Raw genomic sequence first — 22,701 nt, 5'->3', positions numbered from 1 at the left:
GACTTATTTAGAGTTTAGATTAGTATCTGAATGTCTCGGAATATTAATAAACGGCGTTTTCATTAAATACCAAAACGATTGTTTTTGATCGTCGAATTCTTTAAGCCCGAGATTCACTTCTTCCGGATGTTTGTATTTAAAGGTGCCAAATAGTCGGTCCCAAAGAATAAAAATATCGGCGTAGTTAGAATTGGTGTAATATTCATCCTGATCGTGGTGTACGCGATGAAAGTTGGGTGTTGTAAATACCAATCCGAAGGTTTTATCAATCCACGTAGGATATTTTAAGTTGCAGTGTTCAATAAAAACATACGGAATAATCACCAACACATACAAACCGAGTCCGGTAGTATCTAATCCGAAAATGGCTGCCATTAAAAAGCTAGACGATCCAAAATAAAACACCAGCTCAATGGGATGTACCCTGATGTTAGAGGAAGCGTCCATTCGACTGTCACTGTGATGCACGCGGTGGAAATTCCATAAAAAAGGAACGTAGTGTGCAATACGATGAAACCAGTAATTGGCCATGTCAAACAGCATAAGGCTAAGCAGTAAAAAAAGCCAAATAGGCATATTTAAATAATGAAATAACCCAATTTGGTTGCTGTTTAACCAATCAACACCTGCGACAATGATGCCTGCCCAAAATAAATTCAATAAAGTAATGATGATTAAAAAGCCGATGTTTTCCAGTAAATGTTTACCCATTTTATCAAATTTGAATTGGGTGTTTAACACATTTTCTGCGGTAAAGAAGATGACAAGTAGAACCACAGTAAGTAAATCGAAATTTATGCTTATCAAGATGTTGAGTGTTTCCATAATTTATTTATTTTACAATTTTAAACGGTTGCTTCTTCCCGTACGTAAGTGAACGCCACAGCCACTCAAATGGGCCAAATAAGAAATATTTCAACCAGATCGGACTTACAATGAGTTGGAAAATCCAGATGCTAAACACTACGTAATACAACTCGTAACGCTCTAATTGGCCATACAATCCAAAGCCAAATCCTAGGAACACAATAGAAGTGATAATGCTATGCATTAAATAATTAGACAATGCCATGCGGCCCACTGCTGCCAAACCTCTTTGTAGAAAGCCAAGAACGCCCGATTTTATGAACAACATAAAAAAGCCAATGTGTCCTAAGGTAATGAACAGCCTGCCAATATTATAGGTTTGTTTAGCCTGATAAATGTGAAGGGTATCAAAATTGTTGCTGGTGATTAAGTTGACTTCGTAGTAATTGACACTCAAGCCTACCGCATATCCAATCAAAGCAAGTATCACATAAAATTTCACACTTTTTTCACTGTGAAGTATGCGCAGTTTATAAAAAGCCATTCCTAAAAACATAAAACTTAAAATGTCCCAAGCACCATAACGATATTGAAACCAGGTTTGCATCCATTGTATTTCGGGGGCTTTTTCTTGCTGGACTTCAAAATAATTGCCTTGCATGCCCGCGATGTGTTCTTGTATTTCTTCGAGTGTTTTTTTGGTGGATATCTTTTCCCATTCGGCAATGGCTCCTTCGGCTTTCTTGTCGAGTTCGGCGCCACTTTCTTTTAAAGCCAAGGCTTGTTCTGCTTCGGTTTTTAGGGTTTTGTTTTTGTGATAGTCACTAATATCCCATGCGGTTCCTATGCAAATTAAAACTGCGGCTATTATGAGTAAACTCTTAACCGGCAAGTTTCTAAACGGGAACAAAAAGAACCCAAATAAGCCATAAGCATACAAAATATCGCCATCCCATAAAAAGACCCATGTGTTGACCAAGCCAAATAGCAAGAGCCAAACGATTCTGCGGTAATACACATCGGCGGTTGAAATACCTGCGCCTTTGTCAATAAGTCGTGAGGTAAGTAAAATTACGCCTGCTCCGAACAGTATGGTGAACAAGCCGCGCATGGTGCCTTCAAAAAATAATTCATTGGCAAACCAAACGGCATAGTTAAGGCCTTCGGTATGGCCAAGCACACTTGGGTCTTCGTAGGAGTAGGGCAGGCCCATGCCATTGATATTCATCAATAAAATACCCAGTAGGGCGATGCCTCTAATAACATCTAAGGCATTAATTCGGGCTTGTTTTACAGTGGGTTTTAATTCGCTGGTGGTTAGTGGTTCCATGTGGTTGGTTATAGTTGATTAAATTGATTTACAAATTCGCTTTATGTTGTCCGCCATCCACAGCCAAGCAGGTGCCGACAACCCAACTGGCGCAAGGGGAGACGATAAATGTGGCTACTTTGCCTATTTCGTCTGGTGTGCCTAGTCTTCCTGAAGGGATGGAACTGAGTGCCCAATCGTACAATGGTGGATTTTGAGTTTTGGTCAATTCCCACAATCCATCGGGAAATTCTACTGATCCGGGCGCAATGGTATTAACTCTGATGTTTTTTGGTGCCAATTGAATAGCCATGGTTTTTGAATAGCTAATGATGGCTGCTTTTACTGCGGCGTAGGCAGGAGGCGAACCGGCTTCAAGTCCGGAACCCGATGAAATAAACAAAATGTTGCCACTGCCTGCCTCAAGCATCCATGGAATGACTTTTCTGGTAGCGTTAACGCTGCCTAATAAATCGACATTGATGGATGTTTCCCAGTCGTTAAAATCGTCTCCGAGGCTCAATGCTGAAACATTATTGACTAAAATATCTACGGTTCCAAATTGGTCTTTTACGTGGTTTAGAAAAGCATGTAATTCTTCGGAATTTCCAACATCGCAAGTTGATGCGATTACTTTTACGCCTTTGTCAAGCAGTTCTTTTTCGGTCTTTTTTAAGGCGTCTTCACCTCGGGCACAAATGGCTACGTTGGCACCTTCTTCTGCCAGGTTTAATGCAATACTTCTCCCTATACCTTTACTGCCACCAGTGATAATGGCGTTTTTTCCTTTGAGTTGTAAATCCATACGATTTTAAGTGTACTTTGTTTAATATCTATTTTTGGTATTAAGGAGTGTCGGTATTGATCATGTCTTTATACATTTTCCACATGCCGTCTTCCTTTTTCCAAATCACTAAGGATTTTCCTATTAGGGTATCTTTTCCATTACTTAAAGTCCATTGTTCAGTGTCTAATAAATAGTTTCCACAACCTTCGGCCCAGGTGGATTCTACGTCTAAATCTGTAAATCCACCTGCAATAAATCCTTCAAAAGCTTTTTCAATCTCCTCTCTTCCGGTGAAAATTTGGCTGTTATGCGGCATAAAAACACCGTCTTCCGTATAAAAATTGGCTACGGCCTTGGCATCACCGCTAGCGAGGGCTTCCATAACGCCTTTAAATGATTTTTGTAGTTCTTGTTTTTCTTTTGCTAAGTCAAAAACTGTTTCTGTTACTTCTATTTCCTTTTCTAAAGATTTATTTGAATTATTGCAACCTGTTGAAATCAGCAATAAAAGAATGATGATTGAGGTGGCCGTGGTTTTGTTTTTAATAAGATTTTTCATTTTGTTTTGGTTTTAATTTTTCAATACAATTCGAAAACGCGCTTTTCCAGATTCTAAATGGGCTAAAGCTTCATTTGCTTTTGCCATAGGAAACTCTTCTGTTATTGGGTAGATGTCGTGACGCACGCAGAATTCAAGCATGGTGCGGGTGAGTGCCGGGCTACCAAGCGGACTGCCAGCAACCGACTTTTCTCCCATTATTAAGGTAAATGCCGGAATTGCCAAAGGCTCTAACACGGCGCCGACATTGTGAAATTTTCCTTTTGGTGCGAGTGCCACCAAATAGGAATTCCAATCTAAGGTAACGTTGGTGGTGTTTAAAATAAAATTTAAGCTGCCGGCGATATTTGCTAATTCTTCAGGATTTCTAGAATCTACCACTTTGGTAGCTCCCATTGCGAGGATAGATTCTTTTTTACTGGGGTTGGAACTAAAGGCAACGACTTCACATCCCCATTTGTTAAGGAATTTAAGTGCCATATGTCCCAAACCACCTATGCCAATAACCCCAACTTTGTCGGTTGCTTTAACACCTGCCAGCAGAATGGGATTAAACACCGTGATGCCGCCACAAAGCAAAGGCCCTGCTTTATCTAGGTTAATACCTTCGGGTAAGGGAATGGCCCAAGACCAATGACTTCGCACATAATCGGCAAAACCGCCATGACGGCCGCCAATGGTGAACTGTACGCTAGAACAAAGGTGATGCGATCCGTCCATACATTCGTGGCAAGACATACAGGAACTGGAATACCAGCCCACACCTACTTTATCGCCAACTTTTACGTTTTTAACAGCATTGCCAGCAGCTACTACTTCACCAATGATTTCATGACCGGGCACAATGGGGTAGGTGGTCATGCCCCAATCGTTGTTCATCATGCTGAGATCTGAATGGCAAATACCGCAATTAAGTACTTTAATATCTACTTGCTCAGGACCAATGGCTCCGAGCTCGTATGAGAAGGTTTCTAATTTTTCGTGCGGACCTTTTGCCGCTAATGCTGATACTTTCATAATGTATTAAATTTTTAATGTTTGATATTATTTTTTCTTGTGCCATTGTAATACGACCTCTGCAATAAACAAGGGCACGGTCCAAGACAGCCAGATACATGCTGCACCACGTTCTTCAAAAGTGGGCATTAAATCTCTTATTAGTGAATTTTCATTCAAGACACGAAACAGCACAAATCCAAGCGTAATGATATAGGCGCGAATCATCCATTCTTTGTGTTGCTGAATGCGTTTTAAACGAATGGCTCTGTAGGCCATTAATACACTTGCTAGCCACACTAATGCCATAACAAACAATGAAATGCTCCAAGACACATTGACTTGTGGCGCCACATAAAAAGACATGTAAATGGCGCTTAATGAACCAATAATGATGGCGATGATAAATACTTTCCCCAAAGAGCGATGTAGATTTAAAAACCGATTTCTAAACGAGGTGCTCAATTGAAATGGCCCGATAATTAAGGCCAGTGCACCACCAAGTAAATGCCCAACCAGCCACCATTTATTCGGCCAGTAGTAGTCTTGATAGTGTTCTTTGTTAAAATTGAAGAAGTAAGGAAGTGCTCTGTCTATCACAAAATAGACTGCAATAAGAACTAATGCTATTAGTAAAATGGTTTTTATATTTTTCATGATATTCATTTATTAATTTTATACGCCCCTATTTTTTTATTCCTCCCTCGGCAAACGCACATCCATTTGAGCAATTTGATACACCAATGCAGCAATCACTGTGGCATTGATCATCATATCGCGTTCCGGTACATATTCTAAGGCATCTAAATTGGTGTGATGTGTTACGGTGCTGTAGTTTAAGGGGTCTTGAATAATTTGAAAACCAGGAATCTTATAATAGTCAAAGACATCGTGGTCTGTAAAATTGGTGTTTTCGATGGTGAGATTGTTTACGTCTAAATGTGCATACGGCTTTAACATATCAGCAAAAATGGGTCTTACGGCTTCATTTCCTTGCAGATAGATGCCTCTCATTTTACCTGCGCCATTATCCATATTGAGGTATGCCGAAATTTTTTCAACCTCTTTTTTTCGAGTCGTTTCCTTTACTTTTCCAAAGTGCTTTTCTGCGTATGCCATAGAACCTAAATACCCTTGTTCCTCGCCGCCCCAAAGTGCGATTCTGATGGTTCGTTTTGGTGTTAATCCGGATGATTTTAAAATGCGCATCACTTCCATCATCACCGCAGAACCAGCACCGTTGTCGGTTGCACCGGATGCCGGATGCCAAGAATCAAAATGGGCACCAATCATCACTACTTCGTCCTTTAATTTGGGGTCAGAGCCTGTAATTTCTGCGATAATGTTCACGTTATTTTGAGGCTTTAAGTACAATTCAGCATCTAGATGGAACTTAATTTTAGGCGTCATTTCTCTGTCAATCAAGCGTTTTAATTTTCCGAAACTTTCAGGTGAAATCGCAAAATAGGGCAGTGGCTTTGTATCATTTTTTCTGAAATTATACGTCCCACTAGGATGAATGATTCCCGGAAAAAATGGTGTTGTTCCCAACATACTTAAAGCGCCTTCTGATTTTAAGAATGCAAAAAAGGCGTCATCTTTTTTCATGAAACTTGCGAAAATAAGGTCTAAATCTTTAATTAAATCTATATTTCCGGCAGAAAACCCTAGCGTTTTATTGGGTGCAGGTACAATTGATTTTTCCGCCTCCGTAATTTGGTCTTCGGTAAATCGTTTTGAAAGTGCATCGAACAACATATTCTGTTCCGGGATAGAACCAAACAAAACGGTTTTTCCTTGTAATTTTCCGCTCCATTGTTTCTTTACCTTTTCCATATCGGCATAACCCTCAATCCAAACCAAATCCCCAGCTTGTACGCCGTTCGAGGATTCTGTCCAGGCATACGGATAGGCTTGTATGTTCATATAGGCAGGTTCTGTCATTTCTACATTAAAGGATTTAACTTCCCAACCCATGCAATCGTCGCAGTAGTTTTCAAAATAGACCTTATCCATTCCCCAATTTTCCATGGTTTTTTTGGCCCATTCTGCCGCAGTGTAATATTGATTGGTTCCTGTGAGTCGTGGGCCATACACATCGGATAAATCGGAAATCAAATGCATGACTTGCGATTTTTGAAAACCTTCGGTATTGATTTTAGCGATGGCTTGCGGGATTGTTTGACCCATGGAGACAAATCCTACAAATAAGGATGCTGTGATAATTATTTTAGATGTCATTTTCATGATGTTTATTTTATTACTGTTAATAGTTTCTATTTTTTCGAAAGTTATTTATCTCAAAATCGCTATTTTTCACTTTTTAATGGTAACCAATTTGTACCGCTATTATTATCGCTACAGCACCAATACATAACATGATTAATACTGGTTTTACAATAAATTTTATCCAGTTTTTATAGTTGATACCTGCCAATGCAATGATAGCCATGGTTGCGCCATTGGTAGGCACAATTAAATCCATCATAATGGCACTGTATTGATAAGCAAGCACGCAAACTTGACGCGACAAGCCAATTAAATCGGCCAAGGGACTCAAAATCGGCATGGTTAAAATAGCGTGACCGGAAGTGCTTGGCATTGGAAAATGAATCACCGCATGCGAACCCATCATGAGTACCGCAGATAGCGTTGGAGGCAGCTGCTCTAATGGGCCAAATAATCCGTAAACGATAGAATCAATGACCATTCCATCCCTTAAAATAACAGAGACGCCATTTGCCAATCCAATAATCAATGCAGCAAAAACCATTTCCTTAAAGCCATCAATGTAAACTTCTGTCGTTTTATTAAAGCTAAAGCCCGCAATGGTTCCACACACCAAACCTAAAAAGAAAAAGCAGGCAGACATTTCGTTATAGCCCCAATCGAGCGCAATTAAGCCATAGGTAACAACTGCAAACGTAAGTGCCAAGAGACTTAGAATCATTTTGTTTCTAAAGGAAAATGTTTCAGTCTCTATATTCAAAGTTGATTTTTCAATTCGATTTTTACCACTGTAATGAAGTACAAATAGAACCCAAGCGACAGCAGCAATAGCCAAAACAATCAGCCTAAACTCATAGCCAGAGAGCAGCGCTACACCTGCTTCTTTTTGTGCAATGACCACTCCAAAAGGGTTAAAAGGACTAAAGGAAGCACCAACAATGGCACCACCTAAACTTGCAGCAACCATTGTTTTTGCATTGTAACCAATACTTCTTCCAAATAGCAAGAGTATAGGTGTCATGGCGATCAATTCTTCCTGTAATGCTATGGTAAATCCTCCAGTTATAAAAAGCAAAGTGATACTAATTAAAGCAACCGTTTCTTTTCCAACTAAAATTTTCATGAGTTGGTTAAGACCTTGACTGAATGCGCCCGTTTTTTCAATGAGGTAAAAACAGCCACCGAGTAGGAGTATCAATACAACTAAGTCGGCTCGTCCCACGATGCCTCTTGGTATGGAGAGCAATACATCGAATACAGAAAGATGGGATGCATCTTGTACCTGATAGGAATCGGGTACCACAACAGTGGTCTCGGTGGCCTCGTTAAATACCCGCTCGTAACTCCCTTGCGGAATAATAAATGTAAGCAACCAGGCGACTACGATGACGGCTAGTATAATAACGATGGCATTCGGAAATTTTTTCATTTGTACATACAATGAAAGCCATAGGTATGGCTTTGTTTAATTCGGGTTGTATGATTCATTTGTTTTAAATACACTTTAAGGGTTTTTATCACATCAATGTGGCTGGGATTATTCCGTTTTATAAACTTCCATTTCTATTTCAATCATAAACTCCGGCAAAGCCAATTCCTTTACACCTAACCACGTTCCTGTGGGAAAGTGATTTTTATAAATTTCAGTGCGGTATTCGGCATGTTCTAAAAACAAAGGCATGTTAGTAGTAAACACATCTTCTTTTACCACATCATCGAAGGTGCAGTTGAAATGTTTAAGCACTTTTTCTAAGTCGACATAACAATTTTTCATTTGTTGCAAGAAGTCGCCCACAGCTGTTGGGTTGCCTTCATCATCCATACTAACGGCTCCTGAAATTTTGATATGGTTGCCAATTTTCACAGCGTGTGAATAGCCATAGGCCTTTTCAACTTCCGGTCGAAGTAGGAAGTATTCGGGTTTTTCTGAGTTGTATGTTGATTTTTCCATTTTTATTTTTAATAAGTATTGTTTTATTTATTTTGATTTCACCTGGCATTTAATCCAAAATCTTGTTCCACAGATTTATACCAGTCTTCATCGCTGCAAGCGCTCCAATCGATCCATTGTTCGTCGGTCATGGATTTTCGCCATTGAATAAATGGTTCGGCATCGGGGCCGACTGGATGTCTCAATTTCCAGTTGCCACTTTCCGCCACTTCCAAAATTTTGTTCGCCACCAATGTTGGTGGTGTTGGTGTTTTTAGGGATGCTGAGAACATTCCGGCGAGACGCTTTGAATGTGGATAGAGAGACTCCGCATCTTTACTAATATCGCTCGCCATTTGCGTATTGATAATGCCTGGCTCTACGACGGCAACCCGAATGTTAAAGGGTTTTACTTCGCCCGCCAAAGCTTCACTCAAGGCTTCAAGCGCAAATTTGCTGGCAGCATAAGCTCCCAACGGACCACTTGAGATATGACCAGAAACCGAGGCAATGTTGATAATGCAGCCCGCTCGATTTTTTCGCATCAAAGGCAACAAAGCTTTCGTGCAGCGAAGCACCCCAAAATAGTTGGTTTCCATGACATCCTTGAAGTCCTTCATCTTCAATTCCTCAATGGAACCGTGGCGTTCAATCCCAGCGTTATTGACCAAAACATCAATGAATTTGTGTTTTTTAATAATGTCATCAATGCATTGTTTTACTGAATCATTAGAATCTACGTCCATTTCAGCTATAGTAATGTCTAAAGATTCGGTTGTTATCATTTGTTTAAAATCGTCAGCCTTTGAAGTATTGCGCATAGTAGCAAATACCTTATAGCCAGATCTTCCAAAAGCAAGAGCCGTTTCAAGGCCAATACCTTTACTTGTTCCGGTAATTAATATGTTTTGCATTTTTGTTGGTTTAAAGGCAATTTTTATTTTCTTAGTAATGTTGGGTATTAGATTCATAGGAGGTGCCTTCAGTGTTTTAGTTCCACGCGTATCAACCGGATGGGTTGGGTATCGCTCAGGTTCACAACGGAATGGGGTGCCTCCGGATCTTTCCATTGGGTCAAGGGGAATTGAAGGGGCGGTTGTAACTGGCGGCTATCAAAAATTACATTTCCTTCGCCATCATAATCTATAAAATCCCCGGCTTCCTGAATATAAAGGACACTTGGCCATTGGTGGTGGTGTACGGGCTCCTTTTCGCCAGGTGCAAGAAATACCTCCAATACACGTACTCGGTCATTTTCCAGTAAGATTTTATGATTGTTGGGTGCTGCGATTACGGCATCCTGAGCCGTGGGCCAATCGGCCGGATTCCCGGTTTTATAGGCCAATGTTGATGAGGTTGTGTTTTCCTGACCAAGGAGGGTCGCCGTGATAGCTAAGGCGATTAGCGTGATTCCGTTTTTAATTGCCGATTTTTGAATGATCGTTTCCATGTTATATTGATTAAAAAAACAGGCAGATTACCAATAGATTTGGATTTCTTTGAGTTCGTGTGATTTTAAGCTGCTAATTCAAAAAACCAAAAATGATGAACTAATTTTATTTCCAAAAATGGCAACCCACCTGTTTGTGTAGTTACTTAGTTTTACTCAGCAGCGGTTTCCACTTCCGTTGTTTCCTGTAATTTGGCCAAATCCAATACTAAGGCAGACATATCCCAATACCCATGCTCCTTCACTATCTTACCATTTGCAAATTGAATCGTGCTGTGGGTAGGAATTTCGTAAACTTGTCCGGTAGCCTTGAGCGTGCCTTGCCACAGTCCCCAAAAATTGACCCAAGTTTCCCCTTTGTCGGTGATTACCATTTCGTACTCAGATGCTGTATCTACAAAATCCCAAGAGGAAAATAGCCTAGCGTCTTCTTTGTTCTGGGATACCATTTGAGAGACGGTCTGCGCTTTTTTCTCCGTCGCATTATTTTGGATTTTTGCGGTGTCTGCGTAGTGGGTTAGCATGCTTGCCCAATCCTGTTTTTCATAGGCGTCGATAACTTTTTTATACGTATCAATTTCCGTAGAATTTTGAGTGTAGCGTTGCGGTTTTTGTTCGCAGCCTGTAAACAGAATTGCCATAAGCGCCCACGAACCGCTAAGTGTACGAATAATGCGTACCCTATGTCGTAGTTTGTTATTTTTCATGTTGTTTTTTTAAAACCTGCAAGGCTTTTTACCACCTTGCAGGTTAGGGTTGGTTACTTGGTGTTCAAATGGTTTTGCTTTAAGTATGGTTTGGTTACAATGCTTATAAAGGCTAAGAATTAGTTGCTTAACTCTTCATTTAAGGTGTATAAATAGCTCCAACTATTTTCCACAATGGAGCGCCACTTTGCTCTAAGATCATCAGATTTTTTCTTGCCTTGTGCCGCTTCGTAAACCTTCCAAGGACCATCTCTTTCCACGTCCAAATCAGCAAATTGGGTAAATGGAGTAGAAATCATATAATGGGGAGCTTCAGGTCCTCCTCCCATAAAGGCATACCAATAGGAGCGAGGCATTCCTTCTTTAGATTTAATAGCATTAGTTATTTCTTTGGCTACCTCGTTAAAAATGGTAGAATTGGTAATTCTGAAAAAGGAAACCCAGACCATTTTTGTACCTTCCAAAGTTTCTCTACTATATTCCGGCATGGGACTGGTCGTATTGTATTCGGATTTTACCACATGAGGCATAATCATGCGTATTGCAGTAATACGGCAAGCTTTACTTGCAGCATCCTCTTTGTCCATATCGGCCCAATTGGGAGAAAAACCGGTCACGGCATAAACAACACCTTCTCCTTGAAACCGTTTCCAGACATTGAACGTTTCTGCACCGTTGTTTTCCTTGTAACATTCTTTCCAGAGTTTTACCCCTTCAATAAATTGCATTTCATGTCCGGGTAATAACGTAAATTCTGTAACTCCCATGATGGGGTTATCACTGGTTTGGGCATTAGACATCATTGGCACGGCTAGCAGCAGTGCCAAAATCATAGTGTTTGTTAATGTTTTCATTTTTGTTGGTTTAGGTTATTAATTAGTATTGATTTATAAAATAGTATCTGTCAGTTTATTAATGGTTTCTAATAGATGAAATACGATCCAACTACGGAGCTAATAATAGAAGCCCTTCTTACATTTTTTCATGTCTTTAGCGTATCCACGGCATTAGTCTAATATTGGAGCATTTAGGGTATAGCCCAATTGCTGCAACATGTCCCATTCATTGTAATATACTTCTTCTTGTACCATTTTTCCATCCGTATTTAGTAAGATGGTTGCAAAGCCATTAATGTTAATTTTTTTTCCTGTGGGGCCTATCGAGGTAAACTGTCCGGTATGTGTTCCTGTAAGATTCCAATGTACATACAGCCGGTTGCCTTTAAGGGAAAGATCGTCTAGTTTTATTACAGTATCCGGAAATCCTATAAAAAAAGTGTTGAGGGTAGTTTCCAATTCTTCTTGGGTGTCCGCAACTTTTAAGCCGTTTAAGTATCTTTTATACTCTACAACCGCTAAATTTTGAAATGGTTCCATATTGCGATCATTCCAAATAGCTTCAATGGAGTTAGCCAACCGCACTGTCTGTTGCACTTCATTCTCCCGACCCGATTGGCAACCGCTGCCAAAGAGGACAATGGGAACAAATAAATAGATTAAATTTGTACGTAGGTGCATAAGGTACATTTCTTATAATGCTCTAAGAGAATTCATTTTTTTTATATCTCGAAGCATTTAAGGACGAACGGCTTCAATTACTGTCCGAAGGCCTACTTTTTTTTACCAACGAAATGTTACATAAATTTTCGTATATTTAAATGCCCCATTTCGCAGCTAAAGCACAACTGGGAAATGAATCCACTTTTTGTACGTACCGGTTTACTTCTGGCATTTTCTTGCAGCATTTCTTTTGGACAAATTTTTGAAAAATCAAGCGAAAAATCGTACAAAAAAGTATTTGTAGAAACAGATAACTTTGGGTATTCTTACCTTAGAATACTGGAAGAAGCCTTACCCGATGTTACCAACGACACCTTGTATTTTACAATCCTAAATGATTTGGCTTATTACTGGCATACCCGAAACTTAAATACCTCATTAGATTTTACGAGAAAAGGGTTGCAACGCGCAGCAGAAAAGAACAATTCCCTTTGGGAAGGGCGTTTCCAAATCACGGAAGGCGCTGTACTGCTTCGTATGGAAAAATTAGACAGTGCACGTATTGTCTTAGAAAAAGCTAAGGAGAAAGTGACTTCGGGTGATTTACCCTTTTTACATACCCAATTGGGCTATGTATATGAGCGAAAAGGCCAATTAGATAAGGCCGCAGATGAGGCCATGATTTCCCTTCATCTTGGGGAAAAATACAATGACAAAAAAGCCATTGCATTAGCGTACAGTGATTTAAGCAATTTGTTATGGAAACAAGCAAAATATGAGAAGGCACTGGAATACGGTCTTCAATCCATAGCGATCTTCGAAGAAATAGGTATGAACGATCTGGATTACGATTTTACCTTGTATGTAGTTGGTAATAATTACTTGGCATTAAAGGACTATGATAAGGCGCAACATTATTATGAACATGCCGCAGTATTGGGAGAGCGGTACGGGTTTTACAATAATCTAAGCGACGTTTATATTTCTCTTGCTGATCTTTATGGAGATTTGGAACAGTTTGATAAGGCAACTGTTGCGGGTGATAAGGCGATTGCGTATGCCCAATTGCTCCAAAACGATTTTATGTTGATGCGCTCCTGGCTATCTGTGGGAAAATTTCAGAATAAAAAGAGCGATTTTACCGCTGCAGTAGCGAGCTTGGAAAAATGTATTGAAGTGGCTACAGAAGCGTTTGGAGATGCGTTTTATCTAAGTCAAGCATATAACGAGTTGGGAAAAGCATTGGCTGGCACCCATCAATATAGGCAAGCATATAAGGCTTTTTCGGAATACGATAAGCTAACCAAGGTTGTTTTTACCGTTGAAGCAGACCAGCGAATAGCGGAGTTGCAAACAGAACTAGAATTGGCTCAGAAAGAGGGCACTATAGAATTACAACAATTGCGATTAAGACGCCAAGCAAGTGTACAAGTTTTGCTTATCGTAATAGCCAGCCTCTTGTTATTGTTTTTGCTGTTTCTGTTTATTTCTATGCGCAATAACCGTAAAAAAAATATCTTATTGCAACGTCATAATGCCGAAAATCAATTTCTTTTAAAAGAAATTCATCATCGGGTAAAGAATAACCTCGAAATAGTTTCAAGCTTGTTAGCATTGCAATCTGCACATACCGATAATCCTATAGTGGCAGATGCCATGCAAAAAAGCCAAGACAGAATTCATAGTATGAGTATGATCCATCAAAAATTATATCAAGAAAACAGTTTGTCATCTATTGAAATGAAAGATTATTTCGAAAATTTGGCTGCCTATATTTTAGCTATTTTTGATGCTGAAGATCAGGTAAAAATACGTATAGAAATGGAATCTATTTCGCTGGATGTGGATACGGCTGTGCCCATTGGTCTTATTGTAAATGAGCTGCTCACCAACTGCCTAAAATATGCGTTTCCCAATAAAATGAAAGGTACTATCCGTGTGGGATTGGACATAGAAGGCACACAGATCCAACTTTGGGTTAATGATAACGGGATTGGGAAATCAGACAATGTTAAAACCCATGGCACCGGATTTGGCAGCCAACTTATAGCACTCCTAACCCAACAACTGGGCGGAAAAATGGAACTGCGCATAGATGGGGGTACAAGAGTTCATTTTCAATTTGATAAAGCAGCATGATTATAGCAGAAAAGGTCCGGATTTTGGTAGTGGAAGACGATATGATTATTGCGGCGCACATCTCTTTGCAGCTCACCAAGTTGGGGTATGAGGTTACCGGGATTGTCACCCGCGGCGAGGAGGCAATACTGCACGCCAAGGAAAATACGCCCGACATCCTTTTAATGGACGTTAACCTCAAAGGAAAATTAGATGGTATTGGTACCGCAGCCTTGATACAAAAAAATAATGATGTTCCCATTGTTTACCTTACTGCCAATTCTGATGAAGCTACGTTTAGTAGAGCCAAAACGACGCACCCGTATGCATTTCTGTCTAAACCCTTAAATACGGTACAATTACAACGAACCGTTGCCCTTGTGGTAGAACAATTAAAAGAAAAAGAAGGAACACTAGAGAAATGTACAGAACCTATAGAAATACTTGAAGACCGTATTTTTGTACGACACAATAAAAAAATGACCCGATTGTTGCTAAAAGATATTCTTTATATTGAAGCCAATCGAAATTATTGTAATATCGTGACCGCTTCAAACCATTATCTGCTTACAACTACTTTGAAAACAATTGAAGAAAAAATTGCGCAGCCCCAATTTCTTAGAGTACACCGATCTTACATCGTAAATATTTCTAAATTGGATGCTGTGGGCGATAGTCATTTAGAAATTAACCGCAAAGTAATTCCTTTTGGAAAGGCGTACCGCGATTTGCTCATGCGCCGTCTTCAGACAATATAACAGCGGTGTATTCGCTCTTCTTTCTAAACGCTAAAAAAGCCGAATTACCGCCCCTTTCTGCTTTGATGCCAATTCCCTTTGGGTTTATTCCGTGGTGCAGTACCACCCGCCGTATTTTGCTTTGCTTGTTGGTGTCGTGGCCTTGCAGGACGTTCTTCCTCCACCTCCTCTGTACCATCGTCTACAAATTGATGCTCGGGCATGCGGGGAATGGGCTGTTTGATTAGTTTTTCGATATCCCGTAAATAAGGTCGCTCTTCCACATCACAAAAGGAAATGGCCATGCCGCTTGCTTTGGCTCTTCCGGTGCGACCAATACGGTGTACATAGGTTTCAGGGATATTAGGGAGGTCATAATTGATGACCAATGAAAGTTCTTCCACATCTATGCCTCGCGCTGCAATGTCTGTGGCAATAAGCACTTTAGAAATACCTTCTTTAAAATCAGTTAAGGCCTTTTGCCGAGCCGCCTGCGATTTATTGCCGTGAATGGCTGCCGACTTTATACCTGCCTTATCCAGCACTTTTACAATTTTATTGGCTCCGTGTTTGGTGCGGGAAAATACAAGCACAGAATCGGCAGGACGTTCTTGAACTAAATGAACCAGCAATTTCGGCTTGTTTTTCTTGCTCACCATATACAGTCCTTGCGCTACCTTTTCGGCTGTGGCTTGCTCCGGACGCACGCTAACTTGTTCAAAATCGCCTAGAATTTTTCGGGAGAGGTCTACAATATCTTTGGGCATGGTCGCCGAAAAGAAAAGGGATTGTCGTTTTGTAGGTAACTTAGCTATTATTTTTTTGATGTCATGGATAAAGCCCATATCCAGCATTTGGTCGGCTTCATCTAAAACGGCATATTCTATGTGTCGCAACGAAATAAACCCCTGATTCATTAAATCGAGCAGGCGACCCGGGGTAGCGATAAGGATATCCACTCCTTTGCGCAAAGCCGTAACCTGTGCACCTTGCTTTACACCACCAAAAATAACGGTGTTTTTTATACCCGTATGTTTTCCATAAACCGAAAAACTTTCGGCGATTTGTAATGCCAATTCACGAGTTGGGGTAACTACTAAGGCCTTAATGTGGTGCTGTCCTTTGCGCAGCTCCGGATCTAAACAGAGCTGTTGCAAAATGGGTATGGCAAAGGCCGCGGTTTTTCCGGTACCGGTTTGTGCACAGCCCAGTAAATCTTTTCCTCGTAATAAGATGGGAATGGCTTGTTCCTGTATGGGTGTAGGCTGGGTATATCCTTCTGCCAATAAGGCTTTTAAAATGGGTTCTATAATCCCTAATTCTTTGAATGTCATGTTATTTAAAATAAGGCGCAAAGGTAGGGTTATTTGTTGTAGTATTTTAACGGTTGTTGGATTTTGGTTGACAGTTGACGGTTGACCGTTGATGGTTTGACTTTTGGGGAGTCCCAAATGGGGTTGCCTTTTTTCTAAGGACTGTAAACTATTATGATTTCTTACTTTTTTGATAGTTCAAAATGATTTTGAATTTGTTTTTGAAATTGTTTTTGAAATTGAATTTGCGCTTGAACTCGACACTTTAGCGTTACAACCCAACCATCGCAGCCTCGGCACATCGCTCTCCGTCCATAGCTGCGGAGACGATACCACCTGCGTAGCCACCGCCTTCACCACAGGGAAACAATCCTTTGATTTGGGGATGTTCTAAATTTTCATTTCGCGGAATAGTTACGGGCGAAGAGGTTCTGGATTCTACGCCCACAATATTGGCTTCTGCGGTATAATACCCTTTCATTTTTTTTCCGAAACCAATAAATCCTGTTCGTAAACGACTTCCGATGAGTTTGGGCAGTAAAGAATGCAGCGGAGCGGATAGCAGCCCGGGTTGATAGGAGGTTGGGTTTAAATCTGGAGATAGTTTTCCTTCCACAAAATCCGTAAGGCGTTGCGCAGGAGCAACCTGACTTCTTCCACCCGAAGTAAACGCCAAACGTTCTAAATCTTTCTGATATTCTAACCCCTTTAGTGCGCCAAACTTTTCGTATTTCGGAAGATCCTGAGCTACATCTATAGCGACCACAATCCCGGAATTGGCATACAGGTTATTGCGTTTGGAAGGCGACATCCCATTGACCACCACTTCACCGGGAGCAGTGGCTGCGGGCACAATAAATCCGCCCGGACACATACAAAAGGAATACACACCTCTTCCATTCACTTGCTCTACCAAGCTGTAGGCTGCAGCCGGTAATTTTGTATCTCGGGCTCCGGAACAATGATATTGTATGGCGTCGATAATATGCTGTGGATGCTCTACCCGAACCCCCATAGCAAAAGACTTGGCCTGCAAAGCAATATTTTTTTGATGTAGTAGGCAAAAAATATCCCTGGCAGAATGCCCTGTTGCAAGGATTACGCGCTGAACCGGAATTTCGGTCTGGTTAAGGAGTTGCAGCGCAACAAGGGTATTGTCTTTAAGGACAAAATTGACCACCCTACTTTCAAAATGAATTTCTCCCCCATGTTTTAGAATGGTTTCCCGAATATGCTGCACTATTTTCGGCAATTTATTGGTACCGATATGCGGATGGGCATCGATCAATATTTGCTCCGTGGCGCCATGATGCACCAGACTTTCAAATATCTTGCGCACATCACCTCTTTTTAAACTCCGAGTGTATAATTTACCGTCCGAATAGGTTCCGGCACCACCCTCACCAAAACAATAATTAGAATCTTCATGTACGATATGGTCTTGATTGATTGCTTTTAAATCCCTTCTACGATCTTGTACATTTTTTCCGCGTTCTAAAATAACAGGTTTGTACCCCAATTCTAAACACCGCAGTGCCGCCCACATCCCAGCCGGACCAAAACCGACAATATGAACCGGTTTTGCTTTTGAGACATCCTTGTAATCGAATACATATTCGGTAGCTTCTGAGGGCTTTTCGGCTATAAAAACGGCAATTTTATAGGTAAAATAAATGGTAGGCTTCCGGGCATCAATGGATTTTCGCAACACTTTTAGCGTAATTTCGTTTTCGGGCAAACCCAAATATGCCGCTGCTTTTTTTTGAAGCAGATGGGGTTTTCCTTCCTCTTCCAGCGGAATGCGCAATTGAATCTGTTTCACCATAGGTGCAAAATTAATTCTATTTTTACCAATCCATCAATCAAATACAACAACTCGGTCTTACTTTTTTTGTGGCAATGGGGGCTTAATGCATCTTTGTACCATTAAACGGCATAAAGTAGCTGTGGGTAAAGGATGGTTTTTACGGACGGTAGCAGCAGTAGCTTCCTCTAGACATAGGAATTGAAAGGTTTTTTCGGATACATTTTTTACCATTTTTACCATAAACAGTACGCTGAGTAATGCTTTGGGTAGGCTCTAATCCGATTTAGATGGATAGATTACTATAAAGCATTGAAATAATTAATAATAAAGGGTATAGAAATAATTAAAGCAATGAAGACCATACGTCATCATTTTAACAGAAAAAACAGCATAAACGGTGTTTGGGTAGGTATCGGATTTTATGCCTTCGTTAAGGTTTTTCGGTTTGCCTTTTCTAATGAAGTTATTGCATGGAATCTGGTTCTAATGAACGAAGTTTGGAAATTTGCGCTGTTGGGTATTGCTTTTGTAGTCCTCCATCAATATAACCTTGGAAGGATTAAAAATGCGCTTTCTAGAGGATCCACCAATACGTTTTTAATCCTTTTTATAAGCCTTGGCAATGGGTTAACTTTTGTACCCATCGTTTTTTTAATGCGATTTATTGTGAGTACGTACCCCTTGGCTCAATTTTATCAAGAAGAAAATAGTATTACCTATCTTATTGCCTTTTTGGTTGCCTCCCTTACAACCTTGGCCTTCTACAGTTATTATACGCACCAGCAAACACAGAAACAGAAAATTAAAGAACAGACGTTTCTTGCAGGTTCTGCCACTGCGAGGTTCGATGCCTTAAAAAATCAACTGGATCCTCACTTTTTGTTCAATAGCCTAAACGTATTAACGAGTCTTATTGAAGAAAACCCGTCATTGGCACAAAAATTTACCACTTCTTTATCCAAAGTATATCGCTATGTATTAGAGCAAAAAAATAAGGATTTGGTTACACTCGATGAAGAATTAGACTTTGCACGTACGTATGTGAGTTTGTTGAAAATGCGTTTTGAGAATAGCATTATTTTTGAAATTCCCGACAGAGCAACCAATCCGGAAGCGTTGCTGGTGCCTTTATCGCTACAGCTCCTCTTAGAAAATACCGTAAAACACAATAAGGTAAATCCGGGGCATCCGTTGCATATCAAAATTTATGAAATGGATGGCAACCTTGTGGTAGAAAATAAATTGCAACCCAAAGAGGTCCTCGGAAAAAGCAGCGGTTTTGGCCTGCAAAACATTCAGCAACGCTACCATATTCTGTCATCTCGCAAAGTGCATATAGAAAAAACAAACACCCATTTTAGGGTACAATTACCTTTATTAACTAAAACAATACCCATTATGACACATCAAAACTCAGGGGATAGTTATATCCGTGCACGCAAAAAAGTGGAAGAACTCAAGGAATTCTACTCTAGTTTAGCCTCTTATGTGGTGGTAATACCGTTTTTAATATTTATTAATTACCGTACGTATTGGGAGTTCCAATGGTTTTGGTTTCCAGCCTTAGGCTGGGGCATTGGCCTTGCCTTCCACGCCTTTAAGGTGTATGGGCCCGGTTGGTCCTGGGAAGAACGTAAATTGCGCCAGTTTATGGAAGAAGAAAAGAATAAAACCAAATGGCATTAACTAAAATTAAAGTGTAACATTATGGAAAATTCTGAAACAGCACTGTATTTAAGAGCCAAAAGGCGTGTCAAGGATCTAAAGGGCTTCTATTGGCATCTTTTGGCTTATTTCATTGTAATTCCTTTAATTATTTTTGTGAATTACAGAACGAGTTGGGAATTTAAATGGTTTTGGTTCTCAACCATAGGTTGGGGCATAGGGGTATTATCTCATGCATTTTCTGTTTTCTGGATAAACGGTATTTTAGGAAGCAATTGGGAAGCGCAAAAAATAAAGAAATTTATGAAACAAGATTCTTTTAAAACACGGCAGCATGGAAAACTATAGCGAAGAAGAAGCGTATATATTGGCAAAAAAACGGTTGGATAAATTAAAGGGCTTTTATGGTCATTTGGCTAGCTATGTCATTGTTAATCTTTTCCTGGTAGTACTTGTTGGAGTCGGCAAAGTACAATCTGGAGAAAGTTTATGGGATTTTGGCTTATTTGCAACTCCTTTATTTTGGGGTATTGGCCTCCTGTTTCATGCCTTTGGCGTTTTTGGTTCTAATCTGATTTTTGGTAAAAAATGGGAAGAACGAAAGATACAGGAATACCTAAAGAAGGAAAAGTACTTGCGAGACCGTAAGTGGGACTAATGCCCACATAAAAAAGGAAAACAGCAACCAAAAAAAGACACTAATGACCGTAATCATAATTGAAGATGAAGCTCCGGCTGGCCGAAGGCTTAAACGCATGTTAGAAAAACAGAATGTAAAAGTTACAACACTTTTACATTCTGTATCCGAGGCGGTTTCGTGGTTTCAAAATAATCCACACCCCGAACTTATTTTTTTGGACATTCAATTATCTGATGGACTTTCTTTCGAGATTTTTGAGAAGGTAGAAATACGAAGCGCAATTATCTTTACTACCGCTTTTGACGAATATGCGCTAAAGGCTTTTAAATTGAATAGTATCGATTATTTATTAAAGCCTATTGATGACGATGAGCTGGTCACCGCAGTAAAAAAATATCAAGGATTTAAACCCGTTGCACAAACCGTGCAATTCAATTTTGACGATATCCGTAAACTATTGGTAAACCCGCTTGAAAGAGAATTTAAAAAACGATTTACGGTGCGGGTAGGGCAGCATCTTAAAATTATTAATGCCGAAGACATTGAGTGTTTCTACAGTGAGAATAAAGGTACTTTTGCAGCGACCGCCGACGGTCGAAATTACCTGCTAGACACCACCTTGGAACATTTGGAAACCGAACTAGAGCCTAGGTCTTTTTTTAGAGTAAGTCGAAAATTTTTAATCCATATAAACCATATTCATGATATTGTTTCCTATGCCAATTCCAGGCTTCAAATAAAGTTAAGACGATTTCAAGATCAAGAAATAATTGTAAGTAGAGAGCGCGTAAACGATTTTAAGTATTGGTTGCAATAAATACATATAAATTACTCATTACAAATATATTATAGTTTTTAAAACACATACTATAAGTTTTTCTTATAGTTGTTTTTTGAGTCTTTTTTTGAGTTTCTATATCCTATTTTCATCAAAAGACGAGGGCAGTAATTTGGGAATCAATTTTATAAAAATAGGAAGGAGCACTGCACCTCCGGGCAACATAAAGATGGCCAGCGAAGGGATGCTTTTAAAAATGTCTAACAGCTGATTTTGTACTTTTTTCTTTTCTTCCGGACTTAAGTCGCGCAGGGTAGATTTGGATAAAAGGCTCACTAATTCTTTGCTTTCCGAAAGCTCTTTTTGAAGCCGTTTGCTATTCCTAAGGATAAGTTTATTTACGATTTTAGACATGCTGTCATAGAACTGTACGGCCAAATTGGCATCTTTTAAAAATGGAATTTGAGCTACATTTTCCTCAAAAAATTGCGATACATGATCTAGAGCGGTAGCAATAGTTTCCGTTGAAAACCCTAGATCTTTACCAATACCAAAAATAAATTCGGACTCTTTGTAGTCTAACGAATGATCTTCCCAAACCGTTAAACAGGCCACATCTAAAAAATATTGGTTTTCATAAACGTTAAATTTATTGATCATTCGGGCTCTGTACGAGCCGTCAAAATGTTGACTTTCGCTTTCAATGTACGTTAGCGAGGCAGCAAAAAGCTGCGCCAAACGCGCATCATTTTTGTTCTTTTCCTTAGAATTTAATGCGTGATATGTGATGTTAATAGTCACGTATTCTAGTTCTTGTGCATGTGTTTTTAATGCTTCTCCACCCTCCAGATAATACTTAAAGGTAAGGACATCAATCAATAAAAGGGAATTGGTGATGATGCTGTTAAAATTCCGACTTAAGACGTTGTCTTCCAGATAAATTCTAGAGTCGATTAATTTTTCGAGTTGGGACGACGTTTTTTTTCCGGTCAATAACTTGTCGAAAAAGGATCTTTTTCCGACCTCTAAGGATTTATAAAAGCTAAAAATACGCTCCAGAAAGGCTGGGAAATCTTGTTGCGGACAGGACAGGTGATAGGTGCTGTATAGTGCTTCTAATAGGTTTATTTTGGCCTTTTCGTCCTCAGTTAAAGCGTGTTCAAAAACAATGTATTCGGGAATTTGTACATTAATACCGTAGACAAACCCTCTCTTTTTAAGATCGCCGTAAAGTGTCCAAAAACTCGAAGGAATACACAAGTTGTTGCCAACCAGCGATCCAAATTTGTCGATCCAGCCGGCAGAAGAAGGGTTCATGGTAGTGGTTTTTCAAAAATCAAAGTTAATTTAAAATTTGGGTAACCCTGCAA

Annotated in this window: 23 protein-coding genes; 6 read left to right on the top strand and 17 right to left on the bottom strand. The window is 39.9% G+C overall.

The window, feature by feature from the left end:
• Positions 1 to 3 precede the first annotated feature (3 nt).
• The 14 genes from U1E44_RS08580 to U1E44_RS08515 form a co-directional block, all read right to left on the bottom strand.
• The gene (locus U1E44_RS08580) at positions 4 to 825 is read right to left on the bottom strand and encodes a sterol desaturase family protein (RefSeq protein ID WP_322930659.1); all 822 of its coding nucleotides are present in this window, start codon (positions 823 to 825) and stop codon (positions 4 to 6) included.
• A gap of 7 nt (positions 826 to 832) precedes the next feature.
• Positions 833 to 2,137, bottom strand: a complete 1,305-nt coding sequence (locus U1E44_RS08575) for a DUF418 domain-containing protein (RefSeq protein WP_322930658.1) — start codon at positions 2,135 to 2,137, stop codon at positions 833 to 835.
• A gap of 28 nt (positions 2,138 to 2,165) precedes the next feature.
• Positions 2,166 to 2,921, bottom strand: coding sequence for an SDR family NAD(P)-dependent oxidoreductase (locus tag U1E44_RS08570; RefSeq protein WP_322930657.1), 756 nt, complete (start codon positions 2,919 to 2,921; stop codon positions 2,166 to 2,168).
• Between the two features lie 40 nt (positions 2,922 to 2,961).
• The gene (locus U1E44_RS08565; RefSeq protein ID WP_322930656.1) at positions 2,962 to 3,462 is read right to left on the bottom strand and encodes a YybH family protein; all 501 of its coding nucleotides are present in this window, start codon (positions 3,460 to 3,462) and stop codon (positions 2,962 to 2,964) included.
• 12 nt (positions 3,463 to 3,474) lie between these two features.
• Positions 3,475 to 4,479, bottom strand: coding sequence for an NADPH-dependent aldehyde reductase Ahr (ahr, locus tag U1E44_RS08560; RefSeq protein ID WP_322930655.1), 1,005 nt, complete (start codon positions 4,477 to 4,479; stop codon positions 3,475 to 3,477).
• 27 nt (positions 4,480 to 4,506) lie between these two features.
• Positions 4,507 to 5,115, bottom strand: coding sequence for a DUF2306 domain-containing protein (locus U1E44_RS08555; RefSeq protein WP_322930654.1), 609 nt, complete (start codon positions 5,113 to 5,115; stop codon positions 4,507 to 4,509).
• Positions 5,116 to 5,151: 36 nt separating this feature from the next.
• A complete protein-coding gene (locus U1E44_RS08550) occupies positions 5,152 to 6,699 on the bottom strand; it encodes a M20/M25/M40 family metallo-hydrolase (RefSeq protein WP_322930653.1) in 1,548 nt (515 codons plus the stop codon).
• Positions 6,700 to 6,781: 82 nt separating this feature from the next.
• Positions 6,782 to 8,116, bottom strand: a complete 1,335-nt coding sequence (locus U1E44_RS08545; RefSeq protein ID WP_322930652.1) for a YfcC family protein — start codon at positions 8,114 to 8,116, stop codon at positions 6,782 to 6,784.
• A gap of 108 nt (positions 8,117 to 8,224) precedes the next feature.
• Positions 8,225 to 8,638: a RidA family protein gene (locus U1E44_RS08540; RefSeq protein ID WP_322930651.1), complete on the bottom strand. Its 414-nt coding sequence runs from the start codon at positions 8,636 to 8,638 to the stop codon at positions 8,225 to 8,227.
• A 38-nt stretch (positions 8,639 to 8,676) separates the two neighbouring features.
• Entirely contained in the window at positions 8,677 to 9,588 is a 912-nt protein-coding gene (locus U1E44_RS08535) for an SDR family oxidoreductase (RefSeq protein ID WP_322930650.1), read from the bottom strand.
• Between the two features lie 11 nt (positions 9,589 to 9,599).
• A complete protein-coding gene (locus U1E44_RS08530; protein WP_322930649.1) occupies positions 9,600 to 10,067 on the bottom strand; it encodes a cupin domain-containing protein in 468 nt (155 codons plus the stop codon).
• 152 nt (positions 10,068 to 10,219) lie between these two features.
• Positions 10,220 to 10,774: a nuclear transport factor 2 family protein gene (locus U1E44_RS08525; protein WP_322930648.1), complete on the bottom strand. Its 555-nt coding sequence runs from the start codon at positions 10,772 to 10,774 to the stop codon at positions 10,220 to 10,222.
• Between the two features lie 119 nt (positions 10,775 to 10,893).
• Positions 10,894 to 11,628, bottom strand: a complete 735-nt coding sequence (locus tag U1E44_RS08520; protein WP_322930647.1) for a hypothetical protein — start codon at positions 11,626 to 11,628, stop codon at positions 10,894 to 10,896.
• A gap of 153 nt (positions 11,629 to 11,781) precedes the next feature.
• The gene (locus U1E44_RS08515) at positions 11,782 to 12,291 is read right to left on the bottom strand and encodes an ester cyclase (RefSeq protein ID WP_322930646.1); all 510 of its coding nucleotides are present in this window, start codon (positions 12,289 to 12,291) and stop codon (positions 11,782 to 11,784) included.
• 174 nt (positions 12,292 to 12,465) lie between these two features.
• Between U1E44_RS08515 and U1E44_RS08510 the strand changes: the two genes are divergently transcribed.
• Together U1E44_RS08510 and U1E44_RS08505 are read left to right on the top strand one after the other, a co-directional pair.
• Positions 12,466 to 14,412, top strand: a complete 1,947-nt coding sequence (locus tag U1E44_RS08510; RefSeq protein ID WP_322930645.1) for a histidine kinase dimerization/phosphoacceptor domain -containing protein — start codon at positions 12,466 to 12,468, stop codon at positions 14,410 to 14,412.
• Positions 14,409 to 15,149 (top strand): response regulator, encoded by a 741-nt coding sequence (locus U1E44_RS08505; protein WP_322930644.1) that lies wholly within the window; start codon positions 14,409 to 14,411, stop codon positions 15,147 to 15,149. The genes U1E44_RS08510 and U1E44_RS08505 overlap by 4 nt, the downstream gene beginning before the upstream one ends.
• Before the next feature lie 44 nt (positions 15,150 to 15,193).
• Here the strand turns inward: U1E44_RS08505 and U1E44_RS08500 are convergent, their stop codons facing one another.
• Together U1E44_RS08500 and U1E44_RS08495 are read right to left on the bottom strand one after the other, a co-directional pair.
• Positions 15,194 to 16,462 (bottom strand): DEAD/DEAH box helicase, encoded by a 1,269-nt coding sequence (locus U1E44_RS08500; protein WP_322930643.1) that lies wholly within the window; start codon positions 16,460 to 16,462, stop codon positions 15,194 to 15,196.
• A 250-nt stretch (positions 16,463 to 16,712) separates the two neighbouring features.
• Positions 16,713 to 18,266 carry an NAD(P)/FAD-dependent oxidoreductase gene (locus U1E44_RS08495; protein WP_322930642.1) on the bottom strand — a complete coding sequence of 518 codons (1,554 nt, stop codon included), beginning with the start codon at positions 18,264 to 18,266 and terminating at the stop codon, positions 16,713 to 16,715.
• A gap of 333 nt (positions 18,267 to 18,599) precedes the next feature.
• On the opposite strand from U1E44_RS08495, the gene U1E44_RS08490 reads away from it, so the two are divergent.
• The 4 genes from U1E44_RS08490 to U1E44_RS08475 are packed head-to-tail and all read left to right on the top strand — an operon-like array spanning position 18,600 to position 21,370.
• Entirely contained in the window at positions 18,600 to 19,934 is a 1,335-nt protein-coding gene (locus U1E44_RS08490) for a histidine kinase (RefSeq protein WP_322930641.1), read from the top strand.
• Between the two features lie 21 nt (positions 19,935 to 19,955).
• Positions 19,956 to 20,261, top strand: a complete 306-nt coding sequence (locus U1E44_RS08485) for a 2TM domain-containing protein (RefSeq protein ID WP_322930640.1) — start codon at positions 19,956 to 19,958, stop codon at positions 20,259 to 20,261.
• Positions 20,248 to 20,571 carry a 2TM domain-containing protein gene (locus tag U1E44_RS08480; protein WP_322930639.1) on the top strand — a complete coding sequence of 108 codons (324 nt, stop codon included), beginning with the start codon at positions 20,248 to 20,250 and terminating at the stop codon, positions 20,569 to 20,571. The genes U1E44_RS08485 and U1E44_RS08480 overlap by 14 nt, the downstream gene beginning before the upstream one ends.
• Positions 20,572 to 20,614: 43 nt before the next feature.
• A complete protein-coding gene (locus tag U1E44_RS08475; protein WP_322930638.1) occupies positions 20,615 to 21,370 on the top strand; it encodes a LytR/AlgR family response regulator transcription factor in 756 nt (251 codons plus the stop codon).
• A 96-nt stretch (positions 21,371 to 21,466) separates the two neighbouring features.
• Here the strand turns inward: U1E44_RS08475 and U1E44_RS08470 are convergent, their stop codons facing one another.
• Positions 21,467 to 22,648 (bottom strand): LETM1-related biofilm-associated protein, encoded by a 1,182-nt coding sequence (locus U1E44_RS08470; protein WP_322930637.1) that lies wholly within the window; start codon positions 22,646 to 22,648, stop codon positions 21,467 to 21,469.
• Positions 22,649 to 22,701 lie beyond the last annotated feature (53 nt).

The organism is Aurantibrevibacter litoralis (genome assembly GCF_034651555.1).
Lineage (GTDB): Bacteria > Bacteroidota > Bacteroidia > Flavobacteriales > Flavobacteriaceae > Aurantibrevibacter > Aurantibrevibacter litoralis.
The sequence above is the reverse complement of the archived record's forward strand: the minus strand, read 5'-3'. Positions and strand labels throughout refer to the sequence as shown.